Raw genomic sequence first — 22,791 nt, 5'->3', positions numbered from 1 at the left:
TTATACATAAATCTGTGCGATTAGTGCACTTCTCGCCAGTATTCTTTCTTCAATAAGTAAACGAAGATAAACAATACCGCAATAAAGATAAGTACCCACTTACCAATTTTGTGAGACTCAAGCTTTGAAGGCTCACCTGTGTACTCAAGGAAGTTCACAATATCGGCAACCGCTTGGTCATATTCGTCAGGAGACATAGAGCCAGTACCATCTGACTTTATACCCACGTAACGCTCAACCATTTCACCGTCAACCATATGTTCTTCATGCGTACGTGTTGGCGTACCTTGAAGTGGTTGAAGCACATGCGGCATACCCACTTCTGGGAAAACTGTGTTGTTCACACCGAATGGACGACTTTCATCAACATAGAAAGAGCGCAAATAAGTGTAAATCCAGTCTTCACCGCGAACACGCGCAACAAGCGTTAGATCTGGTGGCGCAGCACCGAACCAACCTGCGGCCGCTTCTTCAGGCATTGCACGAGTGATGTAGTCTGACACTTTCTCACCAGTAAATTGCAAATACTCTTGACCCAGCTCATCAGGAATACCCAAATCTTTAAAAGAACGCTGATAGCGCTGGTACTTCATTGAGTGACAGCCTAAGCAGTAGTTCATAAACAATTGGGCACCGCGCTGTAAAGACGCTTTATCGGTTAAATCGATAGGCGCTTTATCAAGGTGTACGTTTCCACCTGCCGCAAGTGCTACGCCAGGTAGGAAGAAGGCTAAAAAGCACATCAATTTTTTCATTTAGAAATCCTCTCTGGCACAGGTTTAGTCTTTTCATTTTTACTGTACAAGAACAGCGCAAGGAAGAAACCGAAGTACATCACAGTCGCTACTTGAGACGCGATGATTTTCCAATTTTCTTGTGGAGTACCACCTAGGTAACCTAAGAAGATAAACACAATTGCGAACACAATAAGGTTCACTCTGTGTAACCCACAACGATAGCGCCATGATTTAACACGTCCACGGTCTAACCAAGGCAATGCAAACAGCGCAGCAATCGCACCAAACATAGCAAGTACACCGAACAACTTATCAGGTACCGCTTTAAGAATGGCGTAGAACGGCGTGAAGTACCACACAGGGAAGATATGCTCAGGTGTCTTAAGCGGGTTAGCAATTTCAAAGTTAGGGTGCTCTAGGAACTTACCACCCATTTCTGGCGCGAAGAACAATACATAAGTAAACAAACCTAGGAATACACAGAACGCTACAAGGTCTTTCAATACGATGTGTGGGAAGAACGGCAATACGTCATCAGCAATATCGTACTTGCTTGTGTAGTACTCGTGAATTTCGTACTTCGTCTTTTCAGACTCAGGTAATGAACCCTTCTTGTGTTTGATAGCAATACCGTCTGGGTTGTTAGAACCCACTTCGTGAAGTGCAATAATGTGAAGGAATACAAGAATTACAATAACCAAAGGCAACGCAATAACGTGTAGTGCGAAGAAACGGTTAAGTGTTGCACCAGAGATAACATAGTCACCCTGAATCCATTCTACAAGGTCAGGACCAACAACAGGAATAGCACCAAATAGCGATACAATTACCTGTGCACCCCAGTAAGACATTTGTCCCCAAGGTAGTACGTAACCCATGAAGGCTTCAGCCATAAGCGCTAGGTATATAAACATACCGAACAACCACAACAGTTCACGTGGCTTTTGGTAGGAGCCGTAAATCATACCGCGGAACATGTGCAGATAAACCACAATAAAGAACGCCGACGCGCCTGTACTGTGCATGTAGCGAATGATCCAACCGTAGTCAATCTCACGCATGATATATTCAACAGAAGCAAAAGCGCCTTCTGATGTAGGTACAAAGTTCATGGTTAGCCAAATGCCAGTAACAATTTGGTTAACCAAAACAATAGTGGCAAGGAAGCCGAACACGTACCAGAAGTTCATGTTCTTTGGTGCAGGGTATTGAATGGCGTGCATGTTCGCCACACGCATCATTGGGATGCGCTCTTCAATCCAACCTAGAAAAGCATTCATATTACGCTACCTCCGCTTCTGAGCCGATGATAACAGTCTTGTCATCAACAAACTGATAAGGCGGTACGACAAGGTTTAGTGGTGCAGGTACGTTTTGGAAAACACGACCTGCCATGTCGAATTTAGAGCCGTGGCAAGGACAGAAGAAACCGTCAGGAACGCCTTCCACCACTTCTTCGAATGCGCCGTCTTTAAGATGCTGTGGAGAGCAACCTAGGTGAGTACAAATACCCACTAGGATAAGGTACTCTTCCTTCATCGAACGGAAACGGTTTTGAGCAAAGGCTGGTTGCTGCTCTGCTTCAGAGTTAGGATCTTTCAGCTTATCTTCGTGGGCGCCCAATTCTTCGAGAATTTCCGGCGTACGACGCACAATCCATACAGGCTTGCTTCGCCACATCACACGTACTAGTTGTCCAGGCTCAATCCCGCTGATATCAACTTCAACGTCAGCACCAGCAGCTTTCGCTTTGGCACTTGGATTCCAGGACGCAATAAAAGGCACAGCAGCACCAACGACACCCACACCACCAACTACCGACGTGGCAACGGTCAAGAACCGACGACGGGTGTTGTTTTCTGGCTGGTTTTCATTGTGTGCAGACTCTGTTGCATCTACAGATACATTGCTCATCCACATTTCTCCAGGTTTGGATAATTATGATGTGTAACACAAGCTTATACTGGTTATTTCACGCTTGTGTCGTGGCATCATATGGCTTGTCATGAAAATGACGAAACAGCGAAAATTCACTGGTTTGCGCATTCACGAAAGTTTACAAATTTTTCGACCGCAAATGATAAAAGAAAAGCCCTTATAAACACAAGGTTTTACTGATATTTAAGCGACAATTTAATGGAAAACTTTATTTAAGATCAAACTGGGAAATACTGCAAATCAAGGTTTTGCCGCTGTTTTAACCCAATACACAGTAGAAATTAAACCTTTGTTATTTTGAATATCTATACGAGATTATAGGTAGGTAGTGGGCTGAAGCTCTTAAGCGATATATTTTAGACAATAAAAAACCCGGCATATGCCGGGTTTTTGCAATACAAAAAACGTAAAAATTAACGCTTTGAGAATTGTGGACGCTTACGCGCTTTGTGTAGACCAACTTTCTTACGTTCAACGCGACGTGCGTCACGAGTAACGAAGCCAGCTTTACGAAGTGCTGGACGTAGTGCTTCATCATACTCCATAAGAGCACGAGTAAGACCGTGACGGATTGCACCCGCTTGACCGTTAGAACCACCACCTTTAACAGTGATGTATACGTCAAACTTTTCAGTCATTTCAACAAGTTCAAGTGGCTGACGAACAACCATGCACTCTGTTTCACGACCAAAGTACTCGTCAAGAGCGCGTTGGTTTACTTTAATGCTACCTGTGCCTGGACGTAGGAACACACGAGCAGTAGAACTTTTGCGGCGGCCTGTGCCGTAGTATTGAGTATCTGCCATGTTAATAGCTCCTTAAATGTCCAAAACTTGTGGTTGCTGTGCGGTGTGCTTGTGCTCTGCACCTGCGTAAACTTTCATTTTGCGGAACATTGCGCGACCTAGAGGGCCTTTTGGCAACATGCCTTTAACTGCTTTTTCAATAACCATTTCTGGCTTGTGAGCAATTAGTTTTTCAAAGTTTGTCTCTTTAAGACCACCTGGGTAACCAGAGTGCGCATAGTACATTTTGTCTTGCGCTTTACGGCCTGTTACCGCCACTTTCTCAGCATTGATTACTACAATGTAATCACCAGTGTCCACGTGAGGTGTGTACTCTGGCTTGTGCTTACCACGAAGGCGTAGTGCGATTTCAGAAGCCAAACGGCCTAGAGTTTTGTCTGTGGCGTCTACCACATACCAGTCACGTTGTACCGTTTCTGGCTTAGCAACAAAAGTTTTCATTTTCAAATTCACCCGAATAATATCGTCGTTACTGATTTCTGAACACCAGAAATCACCTTAAAATCAACACAATGACCCCTTCGAGCCGGCCGATTCTTCCACCTTCCCAAAGGTGGGCGTAACTGGGCAGGGCGCGAATTATACAGGAATTGATGTAAATGCGAACCCCTAACATCAAAATAATTGAATAAAAATCCATCACCCAACCCATTAACAAACAATGACAGGTGAACAAAATTGGGGTAACGTGATAGTGGGGCAGTATAAAAAATAGAAGTAGAATGAAGATCAGTATCTACATATTCATACAACTGTTTGTTTTGGCGATGAATTCTAGCGTATCTTTCGCTAACGGCTCGGATGAAATCACATTTACTCGCGCGTTCGCTGATGACAGTTATGGTCATTACCACGTTGCCGTGCTGCAAGCTGCCTTGAATGCAACCCCCGAATATGGCACAACCAATCTCAAACCCGACCCTAACCCTATGAGCCAAAGTCGCCAGCTGCTTACTTTATTAAAGGGTGATGCCGATATAATGTGGAGTGTCACTAACAGTGAACGTGAAAAGAAGCTTATACCGATACGGCTTCCCCTTTTAAAAGGCTATGCAGGATATCGCGTGTTTGTTATTCACCCAGATAATCAGTATACGTTTTATCACACTCCGGATGTTAAAGCGTTAAAGCAGTTAACTTATGTACAGGGCGCCGATTGGCCAGATTTAGAAGTACTAGAGTTCAATGGATACAATGTAACTGGCGAAGACTGGAGCCCGTGGTTTCAATCGATGTACTCGTTAGTAGAAAGAAAGCTGGTTGACGCATTTCCCCGCAATATCATCGAAGTGCGTCGCGATTTGGCAAGACATAAAGACAAGCAAATCGTGTTAGAAAAACATCATATGCTTGAGTACCCCAATTACGAATATTTCTTTGTACAACCCAATGATAAGGCACTTGCAAACAGGCTTCGCTTGGGCCTCATCAGAATATTAGAATCGGGTGAATTAGAGTCTATTTTTCAACAGTTCGACAGCCATGCTCAAGCGGAAGCACTTGCTGATTCACCTCACCGTCGCGTGCATTTCCTCGACAACCCTTCAATTCCATATACACTCAACTATGCACGTTGGAATAAAAACAAGTTATTGGCAATCAATGCACTGCATAGTGAAATTGAGCAAATAGAATAAGGTGATTGCCTTGCAACTTGAAATCTCTAGATCCAATAGGCGCACGAAATACAGAACTCATTCTAGTTATATTACTTAAGGTTCGCTTAAGGTTTATTGTGCACTATTTCAAATAGACATTTTTTTAAGAGAGACCTATGCGCGTACTTCTAGTGGAAGACGACAAACCACTTTCTAATGCACTCGCTGTGTCATTACAAAACGCCAACTATGTTGTTGACTGCGTGTTTACCGGTCATGATGCCCTTGTGACTTTGCAGGCAGGAGAAAATGACATAGTAATACTGGACCTTGGTTTGCCTGACATGGATGGGTTAGAAGTATTAAAGTCTATTCGAAAACGTCTAACCACGCTTCCAGTCCTAATTCTGACTGCAAGGGACAAAACCTTAGATAAAATATCGGGTTTAGACGCTGGTGCAGATGACTATCTACCCAAGCCTTTTGAGATTGACGAATTACTTGCCCGCCTCAGGGTACTTGAAAGACGTTTAGGCACCGCTTCGCAAAGTATAATTAACGTGAAAAACGTCAGCCTTGACACAGCGCATCACACCTTAACAATTGATGGCAACGAAGTTCACTTACCAAGGCGCGAACTGATGGTACTTAAAGCGCTTATAGAAAATGCTGGACGTATACTCAGCAAACATCAACTAGAAAGCAAACTCTACGAGTGGGGTGAAGAAGTGGCTAGTAATACTATTGAAGTGCATATTAGCCACTTGCGTAAAAAAATGCCTGAGAACTTTATAAAGACCATTCGAGGCGTAGGTTACTGTATTTCCAAGTCAGGGGATTGATTTGTCGTCAATTCGTCGCTTCCTCATTTTAACCTTAGTCAGCGCATTGGTGCTTGTTGTGTTCAGTGCGGCGCTGCATGGTTATCGCGCGACGTTAGATATTTCAAATAGATTACTTGATGACGACCTCACCGAATTATCTCGCGCTATGGTCTATTTTGATGGTGGTGAACGCTCTCAAGAATATCGACTGCTATTTCAAGTATGGCACGACGAACAATTGGTGAGTACCTCAACAGAAAGCTTAAATACTCCCCTATCAGACTTTGAAGAGGGCTTTTCAGAGGTTAATGTGTTAGGGACACGGTGGCGAGTACACACTCGATATACTGCTGATAGTAATAGATGGTACATGGTAGCGCACCCCCTTGCCAGCCGTTATACACTTACCGATGCGCTAACCGTTGCGGCCATTACTCCTTTTATCGCTAGCGTCCCCCTATTGGCCATCATCTTATTTTTTGGTATCTCGTGGGGGCTATCACCCTTAAAGCAGCTGTCTCACTTACTTGCAAAGCGTCAAGGAAACGACTTTTCCACCATTGCGCTATCTCGCGAGCCCAATGAGCTTACTCCTGTTGTACGCACTCTTAACTCGATGTTTACTCGCCTGAATTCCGCTTTTGAGCGGGAGCAACAATTTGCATCTAATGCTGCACATGAGTTGCGTACGCCGCTAAGTGTGATGAAAATTAATATCCACAACATTGCCAACGCATTGGGTGATAAAGGCAAAGCCCTAGATACACTTCAAGGTGATACCGATAGAATGATTCACGCTGTGAACCAGTTTTTGTTGCTTACTCGCACAAGCCCTGAAACCTTTGTTGAACAACGAGAACCGGTTAACTTATACAGTGTTGCCCAAGAAGTTGTCAGTGACTTGTATGGAAAAATAGATAACAAACAACAAGAGGTGGCATTAGATGGCGAAGATGCGTGGCTACAAAGCTCACACTTTATGCTTTACACTTTGCTGCAAAATCTAATCAGCAATGCCAGCAATTATTCACCAAACGGGGCACAAATTGAGATTCAAGTGTCTAAGAAAGGTAATGAAATAGTGTTAGCAGTGTGTGACTCTGGACCAGGTATTCCTCTTAATCAAAGAGCTGAAGTATTAAAACGGTTTCAACGGGCATCAACCAATAAATCAACCACTGGCAGCGGCTTAGGTTTAGCTATTGTCGCACAAATTGTTGAACTTCATGGCGCCACCCTATCACTGCACGATTGTGCATTGGGCGGGCTAGAAGTCAAAGTGGCATTTCACAATGATTGCATACTTTAAATCATCACTGGCTATCATCATTGGGTTTTGTGTTATTCACACCCCAAAGGCCTTTGCTTTGCCCGAAGTCGTGGTTGAGATAAAAGATCACCTTTTTTACCCACAAGAGGTGGTTGTCCCTGCGGGGAAAAAAGTTCGGCTGACCTTTGTGAATTATGACGACTCCCCCGAAGAAATAGACAGTTTTTCACTAAATCGCGAGAAGGTTATTTTTGCGAATAGTAAAGGATCTATATTTATCGGGCCGTTACGCCCCGGCGAATACCCGTTTTTTGGTGAGTTCCACCCCAATAGCGCGGTAGGAAAGGTTATCGTTGCCGATATAAAGGAGGGCGATCATGCTAATTAACACCGTAGTGCTTTTCTTACGCGATACCCTACCTATTTTCTTACTGATCAGTGTATTGTTGGCTCTACCTAGTGTAAGTCGATGGTCTTTGATTTGGCGCGTTGCGGTACTTGCAGTTATTTCGTTCGTTCTTTACTTACAACTCGGCCCAATATCACAACTTGCAGAAGGCGCTGGCTTTGAACTATTGAAATCAGCCCTCTTTTTCGTTGCTTGGTTAGGCATGTGTATGATCGCGCTTCCAGTGTTGACTACTCACCGTCGATTTAACATCGGCGTTTCTCTGTTAATGCTGGGTATATGTTTACCAAACAGCTTACATTTTCTGGTTTATTTTGTGTCCCAACTCGCCAGAAGCAGCGACAGCTCATTGTTACTGCTTGGCACAACCATTGGCTTAGGTATATGTATTAGCATTGCAATTTTGCTCAATATTGTCCTGACTAACTTTGTCAGTGTGAGAGTAATGTACTTTATCATGCCGCTGTTTGTTGCAGCACAAGTTGCCAATATTGCGCTTTTACTTGAGCAAACCGACGTTTTCCCTGCCCCTCATTTACTTTGGGACAGCAGCAACATTATTAGTGACAACAGTGAATATGGTCATTTATTCAACGCGTTATTTGGCTACGAAGCCACTCCTTCACTGAGCTATTTATGTGTATTTTGCTTTGCCTTAATCGTACCCATTGCACTTCGGCTACTTGCAACAGTACGAGTTCATCCAAACCGTTCTCAGGAGGTAGCATGATGAAACATGTTCTCCTTATTTTTGTTGTATTTATGGCTATGTGTACTTCTGCACAGGCTGATAACTTTACGGTGGATAAGGTTTATCAGCCTTATGTTTTGCCTTTTGAACGGGAGTTTGAGTGGCGATTTACATCGCGTCAAAACGATAATGGCAATGTTTTAATGCAGCGCTTTTCATTTGGTCATGCCTTATCTGAATTCGTTATTTTAGAAGCCTATATTGTGGGGGCTAGAGACGAAAACCAAGACTTTGGTGTAGAGGGATACGAACTCGAACTTCGTTGGATGATAACGGAGCAAGGTCGCTATTGGGCCGACTGGGGTACGTTGTTTGAACTTGAAAAACAGCACAACACCAACGACTGGGAAGTAAAGGCTGGCCTGTTAACAGAAAAGGAGTTCGGGCAATTTAGCCTCACCACCAATGTAACATTAGTTTACGAATGGGGTGAAACCGTACCCAATGAATGGGAAAGTGAATTTAAGGCTAAATTTCGTTACCGTTGGTTGCCCGAGGTTCAACCGGGCGTTGAAGTGTATGTGGCCGAGGACTTCATTGGTGTGGGCCCCGCCTTCATGGGAATTAAACGCTTCGACAGGCAAAAGCAATTAAAATGGGAGCTTGGTTTTATTGCAGGATTAAACGGCGATAGTAAGGACCATACATTGCGTATGTCGTTGGAGTATGAATTTTAACGCTCTAGTTTTGGAGGCCCCCGCTTTAGCTGGCAGCCTTGCACTTACAACAGTAAAGTTTGAGCAGTTTTGATATGACAATAATGCTCTTAAGCTTACCTTAAGGTTTAATTTGTAAAGTTAGCGTGTTCCTTACCTAACATGCTAACTGTCTATGCAAGAATTAACACAAGAAGCCGAGCAAAAATTAACTCGAGAGCCCGAAAAGGCATTTGAAACGGCACAAGAGCTCGATGTTACTGTTGTACTTCCAGCAAAAAACGAAGGTAAGAATTTACCGACCCTGTTAAAAGAAATCGCCAATGCAGTTTCTCCTAAGCGTACTGAAATCGTTATAGTTGACGATGGGAGCAGTGACGACACACTTATCTCTATTGAGAATATTGCCAAAACACTCCCCGTTATTTGTCGCGTAATTGTTCACCCTACAAGTTGTGGCCAAAGTACATCGGTATATCACGGTGTGCTTGAGGCAAAAGGAAAATGGATTGTCACGTTAGATGCTGATGGACAAAACGACCCAGCTGATATTCCTAAACTTATTGATAAAGCACAACATACTTACACTCCGCACTTTTGCATAATTGGTCATCGCCAAAAGCGCAAAGATAGCGCGTGGAAAAAATTCCAATCAAGAATTGCAAACAATGTGCGTCAGTGGATCCTTAATGACAATACCCCCGATACAGGTTGTGGTTTAAAACTGCTTCCCCGTAGTACCTTTTTGCTACTACCTTATTTCGACCATATGCACCGTTATATCCCCGCACTTACTAAACGCTTAGGGGGGGAGGTTGTGTGCGTTCCAGTAAATCATCGCCCACGTACCGAAGGTGTGTCGAACTATACAGCGTGGAACCGCGGTTGGGCAGGCCTTATCGATATGATGGGCGTGCGCTGGTTAATGTACCGAACCAAGCTAGATAATATTTTAGATGGTTATTCAAGTGAAAAGTAAGCGCTTTAACTCTCGCCATTTAATCCTTCGTTTGTGCCAATTCACACTCAGTGTTGGCACCTTGGCGTTTGTCTGCTATTTGTCTTTGCGTATAACGGCAGAAGTGTGGGATCACAATAGTGACCCCGACTGGCTGTTGACCTATATATCTTCAGCTGAACCTCAATGGTTAATCGTCATTTTAAGTTGCTTTGTTGTACTGATGACCATGGGCTTCCCCAGACAAGCTGTTAGCTTTTTTTGTGGCGTAGGATTTGGTGCATTTCAAGGCACTATCATTGCGTTACTTCTAACAGGGCTGTCTGCCTGTATTGCCTATCTATTGGCTTCTGGTCCACTTCGAATGTTGGTAATGAAATTACTCGGTCTAAAACTCACATCAATTCAGGATGCACTGGCCCAACGCAGCTTTCGTAATATATTGTTTATTCGTCTATTTCCAATAGGATCTAACTTGGTAACCAATGCATTGGCTGGTGTATTAAAGGTTCCGTTTTTGCCTTTTATCAGTGCCAGTTTATTGGGCTTTCTGCCGCAAACATTGCTGTTTTCGCTATTAGGTAGTGGCTCAACCTTTATCAACACATTTGAGCAACCTATGCAAATTGCCAGCCTTGTTGTTAGTGTATTTTTACTGCTTTCGCTCACTGTTTTTTCGCGTAAGGGCAGTACGACGTAATGTTGAAACTACGTGAAGACAACGCAGTGTTATGGCTCTTTCTCGCCGCTGTCACCATTATTCTAACAGGTATCGGCTTTCGCGATGCTTGGCCACCTGATGAGCCTAGGTTTGTGCTTGTCGCCAAAGAAATGGTGCAAACAGGGCAATGGCTTATTCCCATGCGGGGTGGAGAAATCTACCCCGATAAACCGCCTGTATTCATGTGGGCAATTGCACTGGTTTACCTAATAACAGGTAACATGAAAATTGCTATGCTTTTGCCCAACGCTATTGCCAGCATAGTTACTCTGGTGCTCACATATCGTCTTTCGCGTTCTCTATCTGATGAAAAAACAGCACTACTGAGTGTGTTTGTTTTATTGCTTTGCCCTCAATTTCTTATACAAGCTAAATTTGCCCAAATTGATGCCATGGTCGCCTGCTTCATTTGGATTGGTGTTTACGGTTTCGTCCGGCACTTTTTTATCCAACACAACTGGCGTTGGTATTTTACAGTCTGGGCCTTTATGGGATTGGGGATCATCACTAAAGGGGTGGGTTTTCTACCTATTTTACTGCTTATACCAATTGCTTATTTTTCATGGCGTCGCCAATTATTAAAAGGCAGTTGGAAGAAACGCTCAGCATTTGGCCCGTTAGTCATGCTGTTAGTGATATTTACATGGCTAGGTCCACTGCTTTATCAAGGCTTTATTCAAAATGCCCCAGATATTCAAAAATACCTCTCCAACATTTTGTTTAAGCAAACTGCTCAGCGATATGCAAACGCATGGCATCATATAGAACCTTGGTATTATTATTTGTTAGAAGTGATCCCAGCTTTTTGGTTAAGCGCTGTCTTAGTTGTAGCTTTCAACGCCAAGCGGCTTAAAGATGTATTAACTGAAAGACCTCCTTACATGGCCTTATTCATATGGGTTGTCTTAGTTGCTACGTTCTTCAGTATTAGCTCAGGCAAACGCGGTGTGTATGTATTGCCGGCACTTCCTGCAATATCAATGGTTGCGGGGCTATTACTTGCCCGTTTTGGTGTACCTAAAATACTTGCGATAACGGCACGCCTATTTACTTTTTCCTTATCATTAATTATTTCAGTCGCGGGTGTAGTGCTCATTTTTAATGAGTCTTTGGCTAATAAGCTTATTACCCGCTATCACAGTGACGCAGAGACTCTCACTCAACTAGCAGTTATATTAGTAATTTTAGGAATATTGGGTTTAGCCACCCATATTATTTATGTTGTAAATAAGCCGCAAAATGAAGCGCATCCAACTGTGCCAACACAAAGCATGGCGGTGAAGGCGTCACCACTTGGTATGCAATTAGTACTGTGGATTATGGTCATGAGCATCATTCCATCAACGCTACTAAGCCAACAGCTCAATAGTTTTCGCACGCCTACGCAATTGTTAGATAAAACAGCATCAGCAATATCGCAGACTTATCCACTATTGGATTTTTCAAATATTGAGATAGGGATTGTCGATTTCAAAGAACAGTATTTGCTGTACGCGCCATTTGGCATAACGCACTTTGGCTACCATACCGCCAAGGCCACTGAAAACGGCACCGCGTGGGCATGGCTAACGGCAGCGAGGACCGGAGCCGCCTCTACCATGCGTTTTATTCTTGCGCCCAAAGACTATGAATTTCAGTGTGCTAACTTGTCGAAAGCAGCATCAATGGGCGTAGCCCATCGCGACGAATGGTTACTCATTCCTGAAACTGCGGCTTTTTCTACCTGTGAGTTATCTTCAACAGGCCCTATTTATCCACCCGTGCTCACCCCGAGCCATTCAGAACACATAAAAACACACTAAATTCAGTATGATAGAAAAAATTTAAAAATATTATGTTTGCTTAAGGTTTACTTAAGGTGCGTGTTTAATACTCATACCATCGCAAAACCAAAGAGCAACAGTATGAGCCACGTTTTAACATCAAGCACGTCATTAGCGTCAGTCAATGTAGCGGCTAAAAATACATCGCCAATTAGCAACAGAAGAGATTCATCACTTTCTCTTATTGCTGCTGACACCAGTCACTTGGCAAGAAAGCAAATTGAAACTTTCATCGCCAATGGTTTTGCTACGCATTACGGCGCAGCTTTGTCACCATCAACATTTTTGCCAGTTCTTTTTGCCCTTGAAGTAAAGGGCGTAAAAGCAGCTGTTGGCGCTCGATTTGGTGTTGAAGATAACATGCCGGCAATGCTTTTCATTGAACAATACCTTGAACATCCCGTTGAAGTAGCCCTTACAAACAAAGGCATTAATGTTCAAAGACAGCATATTGTAGAAGTGGGCAATTTATTTAGTAGCTCTTCACGTTACACACTGCCCCTACTGCTTTCACTCTTTTTTATGCTGAAACAATGCGGCAGTGAATACCTGGTTTTTAGTGCAACCACGCAGCTAAAACAATTATTGCAAGGCGCAGGAATAGAATTGGTATCTCTGGCATGTGCAGATGCATCAAAACTAGCACCAAGTGCAAACAACTGGGGCACTTATTACGACACAGCACCAGAAGTGGTGGCTATTTCTTTAAAGTCAGTGACACATCACGTTACCCATTCGGCGTCGCTGAATAGTTACTATCAACAAGCTATTGGGTTGATTAGTGAGAATGCCACAGCACTTTCCACAAACGCATATTTATCTTGTTTGTCAAAGGAGACTTCGCATGTCGCCTAATCATTTATCTACTCACTCTACTGGCGATCTGCCTAGTCTAATACCTAATCAGGTGCCTAGATATCTGCAATCGAGATTAGCCTCGGCATATAACCCAAATGCTATTGCATTAAAACACAGCATCAGCAACCCAAGTGAGGCAAAAAGCCAAACTACAACACTTTCTTATGGTGAACTTGATGAGGCAATTGCGTGCGTTGCGACGTGGTTAATTCAGAACAACGTTTCGCGCGTTGCTATGGCCTTCGACAATAGCTTTGCATGGGTTATCGTTGACCTTGCTTGTCAGCAAGCAGAAGTATGCTGTGTACCACTTCCTTTATTTTTTAGTGAAGCACAACAGCGTCATATCATAGAAGAAAGCCAGTGTGAGTATTTACTTACCTCAGACGCCATAGCATTAAAAAGCACAACTTCTATGCTTGCTATAGCCAGTGACTATGACATTTATGCACGTGCATTAACGTCTGAAAATTCTGTTCAGATGCCAAACGGAACCAATAAAATCACGTTCACATCTGGCTCAACGGGTGCCCCCAAAGGAGTTTGTTTATCGACTGACTCGCAATGGAAAGTTGCTGAATCGCTTAACCGCGTTATCGAGCAAGACGACGTTAATCATCTCTGTTTACTGCCACTTTCTACACTGCTTGAAAACATCGCTGGTATTTATGCACCATTGTTGCACTGCGGCACTATTGAGCTTGCCTCATCTAAAGAAAGAGGGTTTGAAGGTAGCCGTCTTACTAACCCACAAGCAATGCTAACGCTTATTCAAAAGGCGCAGCCAACATCCATTATATTAGTACCCGATTTACTCATGGTGCTATTACATGCGTGCAGTCAAGGCTGGGTTCCACCATCTACTTTATCGTTTATTGCAGTAGGTGGCGCACATGTTTCACCAGCATTACTAGCTCAAGCACACGCACAAGGGCTCCCTGTTTATGAAGGTTATGGGTTGTCAGAAGCGGTGTCTGTGTCTACGTTGAACACCCCCAAAGCGAATATGATTGGTAGTGCTGGTGAAGCACTAGGCCATAACCAGCTGCACATTGATAACGGCGAAGTTGTGGTTACAGACAATCACTTTCTAGGTTATTTAAATCAACCTGATTCTTTCTACCCAACGCAAGTTAGAACCGGAGATTTAGGCAGCATTGACAATGGTGTATTAACGCTCACTGGCCGTAAGAAAAATATCATGGTGAATAGCTTTGGAAGAAACGTTTCACCAGAGTGGATTGAATCACTTTTATTAGGTACGGGTTTATTCCGCCAAGCTATCGTGTATTGCGAAGCTAAACCTTACTGTGTTGCGCTATTTGCACCAATTTCACCAGCAATTGGCTGTGATGATATACAACGAGCTATCGAAGCAGTTAATCAACAACTCCCAGACTATGCGCAAGTGAATGGCTTTAAGGTCATTGAACCTTGTACAACCGAAAATGGGCTTCTTACCGAAACTGGAAAGATAAAACGCGCAGACACCTTACAGCATTATGACAACCTATTGGCAGCGCTCTATTCCTCTCAAAAAGAGGCAGCACCAAAAGAGATAGCACCAATAGAGAAAGTTCAAAACGAATCAACTCAACAAATTATTAATGGAGACGCAACTATGTCTTTTTATCAGCAACTTCAAAGCAGTACAGAACAAGCAAGACAGACTTTCCTTCAGGCCCCTATTATTCAGCGCTGCTTTAGCGGTGATTTTGAGCTTAATGACTACATTGCATTCTTACAACAAGCCTATCACCACGTTAAGTATACGGTTCCACTGCTTATGGCGACTGGTGCAAAGCTAGACGAGAGCAAAGAATGGCTACGCGAAGCTGTTGGCGAATATATTGAAGAAGAAATGGGGCATCAAGAATGGATCCTCAACGATTTAGCAGCATGTGGTGTAGACAAAGAGCAAGCGCGCGCAAGCAGCCCTGCCCCCGCAACAGAGCTTATGGTGGCTTATGCATTTGACGCCATTGCACGTAAAAATCCGCTTTACTTCTTCGGTATGGTTTTTGTTTTAGAAGGTACGAGTATTGCTTTGGCAGATGCTGCCGCGAAGCAGATAAAAGATAAGCTCACATTACCTAAAGCGGCTTTTAGCTATTTAACGTCACACGGCGCCTTAGACCAAGAACATATTGTGTTTTTTGAAGGGCTGATGAACAAGATTACAGACCCAGCAGAACAGCAGATGATTATTCACAGTGCGAATATGTTCTATCGTTTATACGGCGATATTTTCCGTGAACTAACCACTGAGCACGGACTTGCTAAAGTCGCTTAAAGCGCCGCCAATAAAGTAGCTTAGAAGGTAGCACATTATGACAATGCAATGGCAAAACCAAGTTGTTCTTATTACCGGCGCTAGCGGTGGTATAGGAAATGCGATGGCGAAAGCCCTCGATGAAAAAGGGGCCCACCTTATTCTCGCGGGCAGAAATGACATCAAACTTAAGCAACTTCAACGTGAACTGGTGCATGATCACACCCTTGTTACGGCAGACATAACGACCTTAGAGGGGCGTAATAAAATAGTTGAAGTGTGTAAACGCTGGCCCGTGTCTATTTTGATTAACAATGCTGGTACAACACATGTAGGGCAGTTTGATAACGCACCAGTAGAGTCGGTAATTTCGACCAATGTTATTTCTCCCATGTTGCTAACACAGGATTTGTTACCTTTACTTGCCATGCGCCCACACCCTCATGTGGTTAATGTAGGTTCGGCATTTGGCAGCATAGGCTTTGCCGCCCACAGTACTTATTGTGCATCTAAGTTTGCAATAAAAGGCTGGACTGAAGCGATGTTACGCGAATATCACGATAGTAATATTCACTTTCATTACCTTGCACCCAGGGCCACAGACACGGCCATTAATGATGAGCGCGCCATTGCGCTGAATACCGCATTAGGCAACCAAGTAGACTCACCAGAGGTGGTTGCCAAGGCACTTATAACACTATTAGAGAAAGACAAAAGTCGCCTTTCTCTTGGCTTTGCAGAACGCTTTTTTGCAAAGCTTAATGCACTGTTTCCAGCACTTGTTGACAATGCATTAGCTAAAAAGCTATCGACAATAAAGCGCCTTACGTTTGATGAGCCTAAGCCTTGTCAAAGTGAGGATAAGACGCCCAATGCCGAAGCGCTATCAAACAAGTTGGTTTAATACGAGGTATCATGAACATGAAACGATTAACGCTGTTAACAACCGCCACCCTAATATATGCCAGTGTTGGATTTACCATAGCGTCTGTTGCCCAGGCAGATGAGAGCAGTAAAGCACAGACTGAATTAGCACACGTGCAAACGCAAATGGAACAAACACCTTTACTTCAGTTACAACACGAATGGGCACACATTAATTACGAGCTGGAAGATGACCAAAAAGAAGACGCGTTTATTGCCTTAATTGCAAAAGCAAAAGCGTTTGTAAATGAAGCGCCAGACAATGCCGAGCTACTCATTTGGCAAGGTATTATTCAGTCGAGTACGGCAGGAGCTAAGGGCGGCTTAGGTGCGCTGGATTTTGCCAAAGCAGCACGTAAAAGTTTCGAACAAGCCATGCGTCTTGATGAGAACGCTTTATCAGGCTCGGCAATGACAAGTTTAGGTGTTTTATATCACAAGCTTCCCGGCTGGCCGATTAGCTTTGGCAGTGATAAAAAACGCCGAAAAACTTCTAAAACACGCCCTTGAAGTTAACCCTGATGGCATTGATCCAAACTATTTCTACGCAGAATTCTTATTCGACAATGGAAAATATTCGCAAGCGCGTGAATATGCACAAAAGGCAAAGCTAGCGCCAGCACGCTTAGAACGCCCATTAGCAGATGTAGGAAGACGACAAGAAATTGCGCAACTAGAAGCGAAAATAGCGCAAAAAAGCTAAAAACCAGCCAATAATGCAGCGAGTTAACCCTCGCTGCACTTATCAAAAATTTAACATTATATTCACACAAATTATTTAAAAGTATAAAGCCCAACGGGTTCCCTTCACGTGCCAGCCCTCCTACTATGAAAGAAAAAGGAGACTCCTATGGCTAAAATTCCACGCTCGAATGAAAACGACTACACCCAAGAGATGAGCCAGACTCGTCGCGAATTTATTGAGACTGAAACAGGCGCACCGCTCTCTCACCTAGGTCATTATTCAATTCCACCTGCTACGCTTTCTGGCAATATTGAAAACTTTGCTGGTGTCGCTCAAGTTCCCGTGGGTTTTGCTGGCCCCATGGTCGTTAATGGTGAGCATGCGAAAGGAGAATTCTACGTTCCTATGGCCACAACAGAAGGCACCCTTGTGGCAAGTTATAGCCGAGGCATGCGCTTAACACGAGAAGCCGGCGGTGTAACCACCACAGTAATTGATGATGCCATGCAGCGCGCCCCCATGTTTGCCTTCGCCGATGCCAGAGAGGCCCTTGCGTTTGGCAAATGGGTTACACAACATTTTGACGGCATTAAAGCCGCTAGTGACGCCACAACCAGCGTGGGCAGATTAAGAGATATCGAACAATACGCAGCATCGAAACTTCGCTGGCTTCGCTTTAATTACACCTGTGGCGATGCCGCAGGTCAGAACATGGTGAGTAAAGCCACGAAAGCGGGCTGTGAGTGGATATTGGCGAATTACCCAGGCAAGGTAGAGCACTTCGTATTAGCCGCTAATTTAGATACCGACAAGAAACACTCTCATTTAAACTCGTTGCACACACGAGGCAAACGGGTTGTAGCAGAAGTTACCCTACCCAAAAAGCTGATGACAGAGATCATGCATTGCCCGCCCGAAGCCTTGTTTAAGCAGCGCCAGTATTCCAACATGGGGGCGCTTATGGCAGGCAGTGTGAGCAATGGTGCACACTTTGCCAATGGTATTACCGCTATGTTTATTGCTTGCGGACAAGACGTGGCCAATGTGGCCGAATCCTCGGCAGGCTTCACTTATGCAGAAATTACACCTAACGGCGACTATTATTTCTCGGTCACTATTCCGTCTCTTATCGTTGCAACGTACGGCGGCGGAACTGGGTTGGCAACACAAAACGAGTGTTTAAATGTGCTAGGTTGCACAGGACAAGGCAAAGTAAATAAATTCGCTGAAATTGTTGCAGCTACTGTTCTGTGCGGCGACTTATCGTTAGCCTCTGCAGTGGTGGCAGATGAATGGGTAAGCAGCCACGAACGACTAGGAAGAAACAGATAACCGATACAAATTTAGGAACGCTTAACAGCGACTATGCTTCTGCAACCGGTAAATTAGGGCGCGTAACTACAAAATACGCGCCTATTCCCATAAACGCAGCTATGCCGATATATGCTGGAATGGGCATAGAGGCAAATAAACAAACAAAAATAAAACTCAACAGCATGCTACAACACGCGATGCACTTAACCTTTTTGGATATAGCGCCATGCTTGCGCCACGCAACAAGGCTTGAGCCATATTTGGGGTGAGTTAATAACCAGTTTTCAAGTTTAGGAGAGGATTGGGTAAAACAATACAAAGCACCAATGAGGAAAACCGTGGTGGGCATGATAGGTAAAAATGCGCCTATTATTCCTAACAGCGTAAAAATAGCCCCAGCGATAAATAAACAACTTTTCTCATAAAAAGTAACGCCCTTAACTACCCAATGACTAGAATTACCCAAGTGCTAAATAGATATAATAGACAACAAGAGTCTGCGTTGTATTGTTGCAAATCAAACCTATAGCTTAACCATACTCTAAAATGGCGAAGTTTCCATCTACATTGGTCTAAAGTTAGCTGCATAGGCAAATACAGTACGCAGCCGTTTTCGCTGTGTGTGTCAAATAGCTTAAAGTACTAACTTCTGCTCACTTTCCCCTCATACTCGCTAACCCTCCACTAGATAAATAATAATAAAAACTGTTATCATTTAGATTAAATAAAAAGTAATTATCATTTTTTTAATCTCCACACTAAACTTGGATGTATTTGCAATGAAATATCTAGCCGCGTTAATTGCAGCTTCGCTGGCCTCTCCAGCTCTTTCACAGGACATAAAAGTATTACAAGATACAAACGAAGCCTCGAAATCAGCTCACGTAGAGCGAGTCGTAGTTACTAGTAGAGCGCTTAACCTTTATCGCAATGGGAATTCATCAACAGGTAAACTCAGTGTCGACCCACTCAATTCAACACAGCAAATCACCACGATCAACGAGAGCTTAATTCGAGATCAGGGCGCGCGAAACGCGAAAGATATCTATCGCAATATCGCTGGTGTCAGTCAGTTTAGCTATGCTGGTGTTACGGCCCGTGGTTTTAGACAAGAAGAGATCTTCTTCGATGGACTTCGTGGCGACCCTTATGTTGGTTTTAATGTCCCTCAGCTGTTCAATGTTGAACGTCTCGATTTTCTTAAAGGACCTGCAGGAATGCTTTACGGTGCTGGAGCACCTGGTGGCCTGTTTAACTATATAACCAAAAAGCCAGAGCCAGAATTTAGTGCAAACGTTCGCGCCATTGCCGGCTCGCATTCTCGTACAGGAGGTTCTGGTGAAATAACTGGTGCATTAACTGATAACCAAAACGGACGATTAGGCGCGTTTTACGAAGAACAAGGTACCTTTCGCGACAATAGCGCCAGCGAAGTATTCATTTTTGACACTGGTTATACCTACGATTTAAATAATCACCTTTTTACGGCGCAATACACGCATTATTCTCAAGACTTAGATGCTAACAGATTACGGGGGGTTCCTACGGATGATAACGGTAATTTCCTGACAAACCGTTCTTGGAACCACAATGAGCCAAGTGACTTTTTGAACCTGCGTTCAGACGTTCTACAATTTTCACTTGAAGGTCAGGTTTCGCCATCAATAACCTATGATACAAAACTTCGATATATTGAGAACGAGCAAGAGCAAAATTATCATGAACCCAGGGCTTTAATTGACTCTGACGGCGACGGTGCTATTGACCTTGTTGGCCGAGAGTTTAGAGATCAACTGCGAGAGCAACAACAGTTCAGCTTCGGAGCTAATTTCACGTACGAAGGCCAAGCATTTGGTGCCAGTCAACGTGTTGCTTTTGGAATTGATTTATATAAAGGCAAAGAAGACGCATTGTTAGGTGGTACCGCCTTCAATTCTGACTTTGTACTGCGCTATTTGAACGGAACTTCTCTTGAGTCAGATATCATACCGCTTCAATTAAACTCTCCTAACTACGGTGCTTCGCAGCCTGATAAATACAATGTTCAATTCAGGGCACCACGAGCTACTGAACAAGAGAGAAACGGCGCATATGTGCTAAATGAACTGGCATGGGATAAGTTCACTCTCGTAACGGGCGTGCGTTACGATACATTTGAAGATAATTCCAACGGCACAAGATTCGACGACAACAGCATCACCTATCGCTTAGGGGGTATTTATAAAATTACACCATCAATATCACTGTATGGTCAGTGGGCAGACTCTTATGAACCTCAGTCAGTAGGCAACCAAGCTCAGCAAGCTGGCGGGCCTTTTGAACCAACTACTGGAGATATCATTGAAGGTGGAGTTAACGCAGAGTTATTTGATGAAACCACTTTACTGCGATTAGCCGTTTATCAAATTACGAGGCAAAACATTCTTCAAACTACTGGTGAAGATCCTGAAGGCGATGGTATTGACAATGTAGCCCCAGTAGGAGAAGTCACCAGTGATGGCTTTGAAATAGAGGTTATTACAGACATCACTCCAGATTGGATATTGAGCGTGGCATACGCCTACAATGATGCTCGAATTACCGCTGACAACGGTAGCGGTGGTATTCGAAACAGTGTTGGCGACCGCTTTGCCAATGCTCCTCAAAACCAGCTTGGCTTTTGGACCCGCTACCAGTTGCCTGAATGGAATGTCGCTTTTGCTATTGGGGGAAATTATGTTGACGAGCAACTGAGTTTGTCTGGACAAAATGTTAAGTCATATTTCATTGCTGATGCGTCAGTAACATGGGAAGTAGATAACTACAGCGTGCTATTTAGAATAGACAACCTTTTCAATAAAGAGTATGCAGAATCGGGCTTCATCGAGCGCACAGGTCATTTCCCAGGCAACCCAAGAAACGGCTTTGTAGAGTTTACCTATAAGTGGTAACAAACAACGTGTTCTAAACGTGATTTTTAATTTTAAGAACATAGTTTTATCGCACGCCCAGTACCTGGCTGGGCATCTCTCTTACACTTTAAACATTAGCACTTCATGAGTAACCACAATACAGCGCAACGAAAACACAGAAAGAAATTATACAACCTGCACGCTTGGGTGGGCTTTCAACTGTCGATAGTACTTTTTATCATTTTAGCTACCGGCACCATCGCAACAATATCCAATGAAATTGATTGGCTAGTGTTTGAGGAAATGCGTACTTTCAATACGCCTTTACCAAACGAGCAAGAAACCGATAATGAAGTAGTTAAGTGGACAAATATATATCAAGCTGCCTTACGCAACGCTGAACAAGCAAAGATAAAGTCTATTTCGTCGATGGGCCACGACAACTTTACTTACAGAGTCAGAGCGCAATTTCCCGATGGGAAAGATCGCTTTATACATGTAGATCAATACACATACGAAGTCACCGGTGATATTCCCATTCTTACCGTACAGCGGTTCTTCCGAGATTTTCATCGCTACTTGTTCATGCCAAATTATCTTGGGTTACCCACAGTAACCTTTTTCGCTTTCATTCTGGCTATTTCGCTATATACAGGGATCAAGACAACCCGTAATTGGAAGACCGCCATCACCCGCCTTCGCCTAAATCAAGGGTCAAGAGTATTGTTTAGTGATCTTCACAAACTCATTGGGCTTTGGAGCCTTTGGTTTTTCGTCGTCATTGTAATAACTAGTTGGTGGTATTTATTTGAATTTGGTAGTGCTGTTATAGGGAACAGATTTGCACCAAGCGCCCCGAAAGCTTCCTTAATTACTAATTTTGAAGAGCTTAATCCCGTATCAGCTAACCAGTTTTATGATGCTTTTGAAAGTACGGTGCAGACAATTGATGATTGGCAGATTACCAGCGTCCTATTTCCCTCTTCCAACACAGCAGCTTTGCGGTTTACAGGTGTAGGAAGTAATCCTTTGCTGCGGGAACGTGCTCATAGTGTCGATGTAGATATAACAAACCTTAATATTGTTGGCGTTCAAGAGCCTAAAACTATGACGTGGACGAACTACCTCAACGAATATGCGGATCCGCTTCACTTCGGTTATTTTGGTGGCCTAATAACTAAGTTAATTTGGTTTGTATTTGGCGCAGGCCTAACGACGCTTTCCGCAACTGGTGTACTTATGACGTGGAAACGCACAAAAACATCTGCATTGACAAGAATACAAAAACGAACGCTCCCAATATTGCTACTCGCCGTTGTCTATTTTATCTTTTGGCTACAGCGGTATGTATAAATC

The 22,791-nt window shown here is 43.6% G+C and carries 21 protein-coding genes and 2 pseudogenes; 17 read left to right on the top strand and 6 right to left on the bottom strand.

Annotated features, from left to right (window positions below; all coding sequences use genetic code 11):
• Positions 1–20: 20 nt before the first annotated feature.
• The 5 genes from EYR97_RS11940 to rplM form a co-directional block, all read right to left on the bottom strand.
• Complete coding sequence (locus tag EYR97_RS11940; protein WP_131094033.1) at positions 21–755, bottom strand: cytochrome c1; 735 nt, start codon at positions 753–755, stop codon at positions 21–23.
• Positions 752–2,017 carry a cytochrome b N-terminal domain-containing protein gene (locus tag EYR97_RS11935; RefSeq protein ID WP_131094032.1) on the bottom strand — a complete coding sequence of 422 codons (1,266 nt, stop codon included), beginning with the start codon at positions 2,015–2,017 and terminating at the stop codon, positions 752–754. Before EYR97_RS11935 ends, EYR97_RS11940 begins: the two co-directional genes overlap by 4 nt.
• 1 nt (position 2,018) lies before the next feature.
• Entirely contained in the window at positions 2,019–2,651 is a 633-nt protein-coding gene (petA, locus tag EYR97_RS11930) for a ubiquinol-cytochrome c reductase iron-sulfur subunit (protein WP_131094031.1), read from the bottom strand.
• A gap of 437 nt (positions 2,652–3,088) precedes the next feature.
• Positions 3,089–3,481: a 30S ribosomal protein S9 gene (gene rpsI, locus EYR97_RS11925; RefSeq protein WP_014948330.1), complete on the bottom strand. Its 393-nt coding sequence runs from the start codon at positions 3,479–3,481 to the stop codon at positions 3,089–3,091.
• Between the two features lie 12 nt (positions 3,482–3,493).
• Positions 3,494–3,922, bottom strand: coding sequence for a 50S ribosomal protein L13 (gene rplM, locus EYR97_RS11920; RefSeq protein WP_014948329.1), 429 nt, complete (start codon positions 3,920–3,922; stop codon positions 3,494–3,496).
• A 281-nt stretch (positions 3,923–4,203) separates the two neighbouring features.
• On the opposite strand from rplM, the gene EYR97_RS11915 reads away from it, so the two are divergent.
• The 15 genes and pseudogenes from EYR97_RS11915 to EYR97_RS11850 all read left to right on the top strand — a co-directional run bounded on the left by EYR97_RS11915 (position 4,204) and on the right by EYR97_RS11850 (position 18,562).
• Positions 4,204–5,118: a hypothetical protein gene (locus tag EYR97_RS11915; protein WP_131094030.1), complete on the top strand. Its 915-nt coding sequence runs from the start codon at positions 4,204–4,206 to the stop codon at positions 5,116–5,118.
• 137 nt (positions 5,119–5,255) lie between these two features.
• Positions 5,256–5,921, top strand: a complete 666-nt coding sequence (locus EYR97_RS11910) for a response regulator transcription factor (RefSeq protein WP_131094029.1) — start codon at positions 5,256–5,258, stop codon at positions 5,919–5,921.
• 1 nt (position 5,922) lies between these two features.
• A complete protein-coding gene (locus EYR97_RS11905; RefSeq protein ID WP_131094028.1) occupies positions 5,923–7,212 on the top strand; it encodes a HAMP domain-containing sensor histidine kinase in 1,290 nt (429 codons plus the stop codon).
• Positions 7,196–7,561 (top strand): cupredoxin domain-containing protein, encoded by a 366-nt coding sequence (locus EYR97_RS11900; protein ID WP_131094027.1) that lies wholly within the window; start codon positions 7,196–7,198, stop codon positions 7,559–7,561. Before EYR97_RS11905 ends, EYR97_RS11900 begins: the two co-directional genes overlap by 17 nt.
• A complete protein-coding gene (locus EYR97_RS11895) occupies positions 7,551–8,312 on the top strand; it encodes an FTR1 family iron permease (RefSeq protein ID WP_131094026.1) in 762 nt (253 codons plus the stop codon). Before EYR97_RS11900 ends, EYR97_RS11895 begins: the two co-directional genes overlap by 11 nt.
• Positions 8,312–9,010, top strand: a complete 699-nt coding sequence (locus EYR97_RS11890; protein WP_131094061.1) for a hypothetical protein — start codon at positions 8,312–8,314, stop codon at positions 9,008–9,010. The genes EYR97_RS11895 and EYR97_RS11890 overlap by 1 nt, the downstream gene beginning before the upstream one ends.
• 154 nt (positions 9,011–9,164) lie before the next feature.
• A complete protein-coding gene (locus tag EYR97_RS11885) occupies positions 9,165–9,968 on the top strand; it encodes a glycosyltransferase family 2 protein (RefSeq protein WP_131094025.1) in 804 nt (267 codons plus the stop codon).
• Positions 9,958–10,647 carry a TVP38/TMEM64 family protein gene (locus EYR97_RS11880; RefSeq protein ID WP_242635005.1) on the top strand — a complete coding sequence of 230 codons (690 nt, stop codon included), beginning with the start codon at positions 9,958–9,960 and terminating at the stop codon, positions 10,645–10,647. The genes EYR97_RS11885 and EYR97_RS11880 overlap by 11 nt, the downstream gene beginning before the upstream one ends.
• Positions 10,647–12,470 carry a glycosyltransferase family 39 protein gene (locus EYR97_RS11875; RefSeq protein ID WP_131094023.1) on the top strand — a complete coding sequence of 608 codons (1,824 nt, stop codon included), beginning with the start codon at positions 10,647–10,649 and terminating at the stop codon, positions 12,468–12,470. Before EYR97_RS11880 ends, EYR97_RS11875 begins: the two co-directional genes overlap by 1 nt.
• Before the next feature lie 102 nt (positions 12,471–12,572).
• The gene (locus EYR97_RS11870; RefSeq protein ID WP_131094022.1) at positions 12,573–13,346 is read left to right on the top strand and encodes a thermostable hemolysin; all 774 of its coding nucleotides are present in this window, start codon (positions 12,573–12,575) and stop codon (positions 13,344–13,346) included.
• A pseudogene (locus EYR97_RS22040) lies at positions 13,279–14,406 on the top strand (AMP-binding protein); the annotation flags it as partial. The gene EYR97_RS11870 and the pseudogene EYR97_RS22040, both read left to right, overlap by 68 nt.
• Positions 14,407–14,970: 564 nt before the next feature.
• A complete protein-coding gene (locus EYR97_RS22035; protein WP_207308058.1) occupies positions 14,971–15,642 on the top strand; it encodes a TenA family transcriptional regulator in 672 nt (223 codons plus the stop codon).
• Positions 15,643–15,679: 37 nt separating this feature from the next.
• Positions 15,680–16,525, top strand: coding sequence for an SDR family oxidoreductase (locus EYR97_RS11860; protein ID WP_131094020.1), 846 nt, complete (start codon positions 15,680–15,682; stop codon positions 16,523–16,525).
• 146 nt (positions 16,526–16,671) lie between these two features.
• Positions 16,672–17,248 (top strand): annotated as a pseudogene (locus EYR97_RS22700) (tetratricopeptide repeat protein).
• A 147-nt stretch (positions 17,249–17,395) separates the two neighbouring features.
• Complete coding sequence (locus EYR97_RS11850; RefSeq protein WP_131094019.1) at positions 17,396–18,562, top strand: hydroxymethylglutaryl-CoA reductase; 1,167 nt, start codon at positions 17,396–17,398, stop codon at positions 18,560–18,562.
• Positions 18,563–18,593: 31 nt separating this feature from the next.
• Here EYR97_RS11850 and EYR97_RS11845 read toward each other — a convergent pair whose 3' ends face one another.
• Entirely contained in the window at positions 18,594–19,010 is a 417-nt protein-coding gene (locus tag EYR97_RS11845; RefSeq protein ID WP_131094018.1) for a YbaN family protein, read from the bottom strand.
• Between the two features lie 313 nt (positions 19,011–19,323).
• Between EYR97_RS11845 and EYR97_RS11840 the strand changes: the two genes are divergently transcribed.
• Positions 19,324–21,474 carry a TonB-dependent siderophore receptor gene (locus tag EYR97_RS11840; protein WP_131094017.1) on the top strand — a complete coding sequence of 717 codons (2,151 nt, stop codon included), beginning with the start codon at positions 19,324–19,326 and terminating at the stop codon, positions 21,472–21,474.
• 105 nt (positions 21,475–21,579) lie between these two features.
• Positions 21,580–22,788 carry a PepSY domain-containing protein gene (locus EYR97_RS11835; RefSeq protein ID WP_131094016.1) on the top strand — a complete coding sequence of 403 codons (1,209 nt, stop codon included), beginning with the start codon at positions 21,580–21,582 and terminating at the stop codon, positions 22,786–22,788.
• Positions 22,789–22,791 lie beyond the last annotated feature (3 nt).

It is taken from the genome of Alteromonas sp. KUL42 (assembly GCF_006538325.1).
Classification (GTDB): Bacteria; Pseudomonadota; Gammaproteobacteria; order Enterobacterales; family Alteromonadaceae; genus Alteromonas.
Note: the sequence above shows the minus strand (reverse complement) of the source record. Positions and strands in the feature narration are given on the sequence as shown.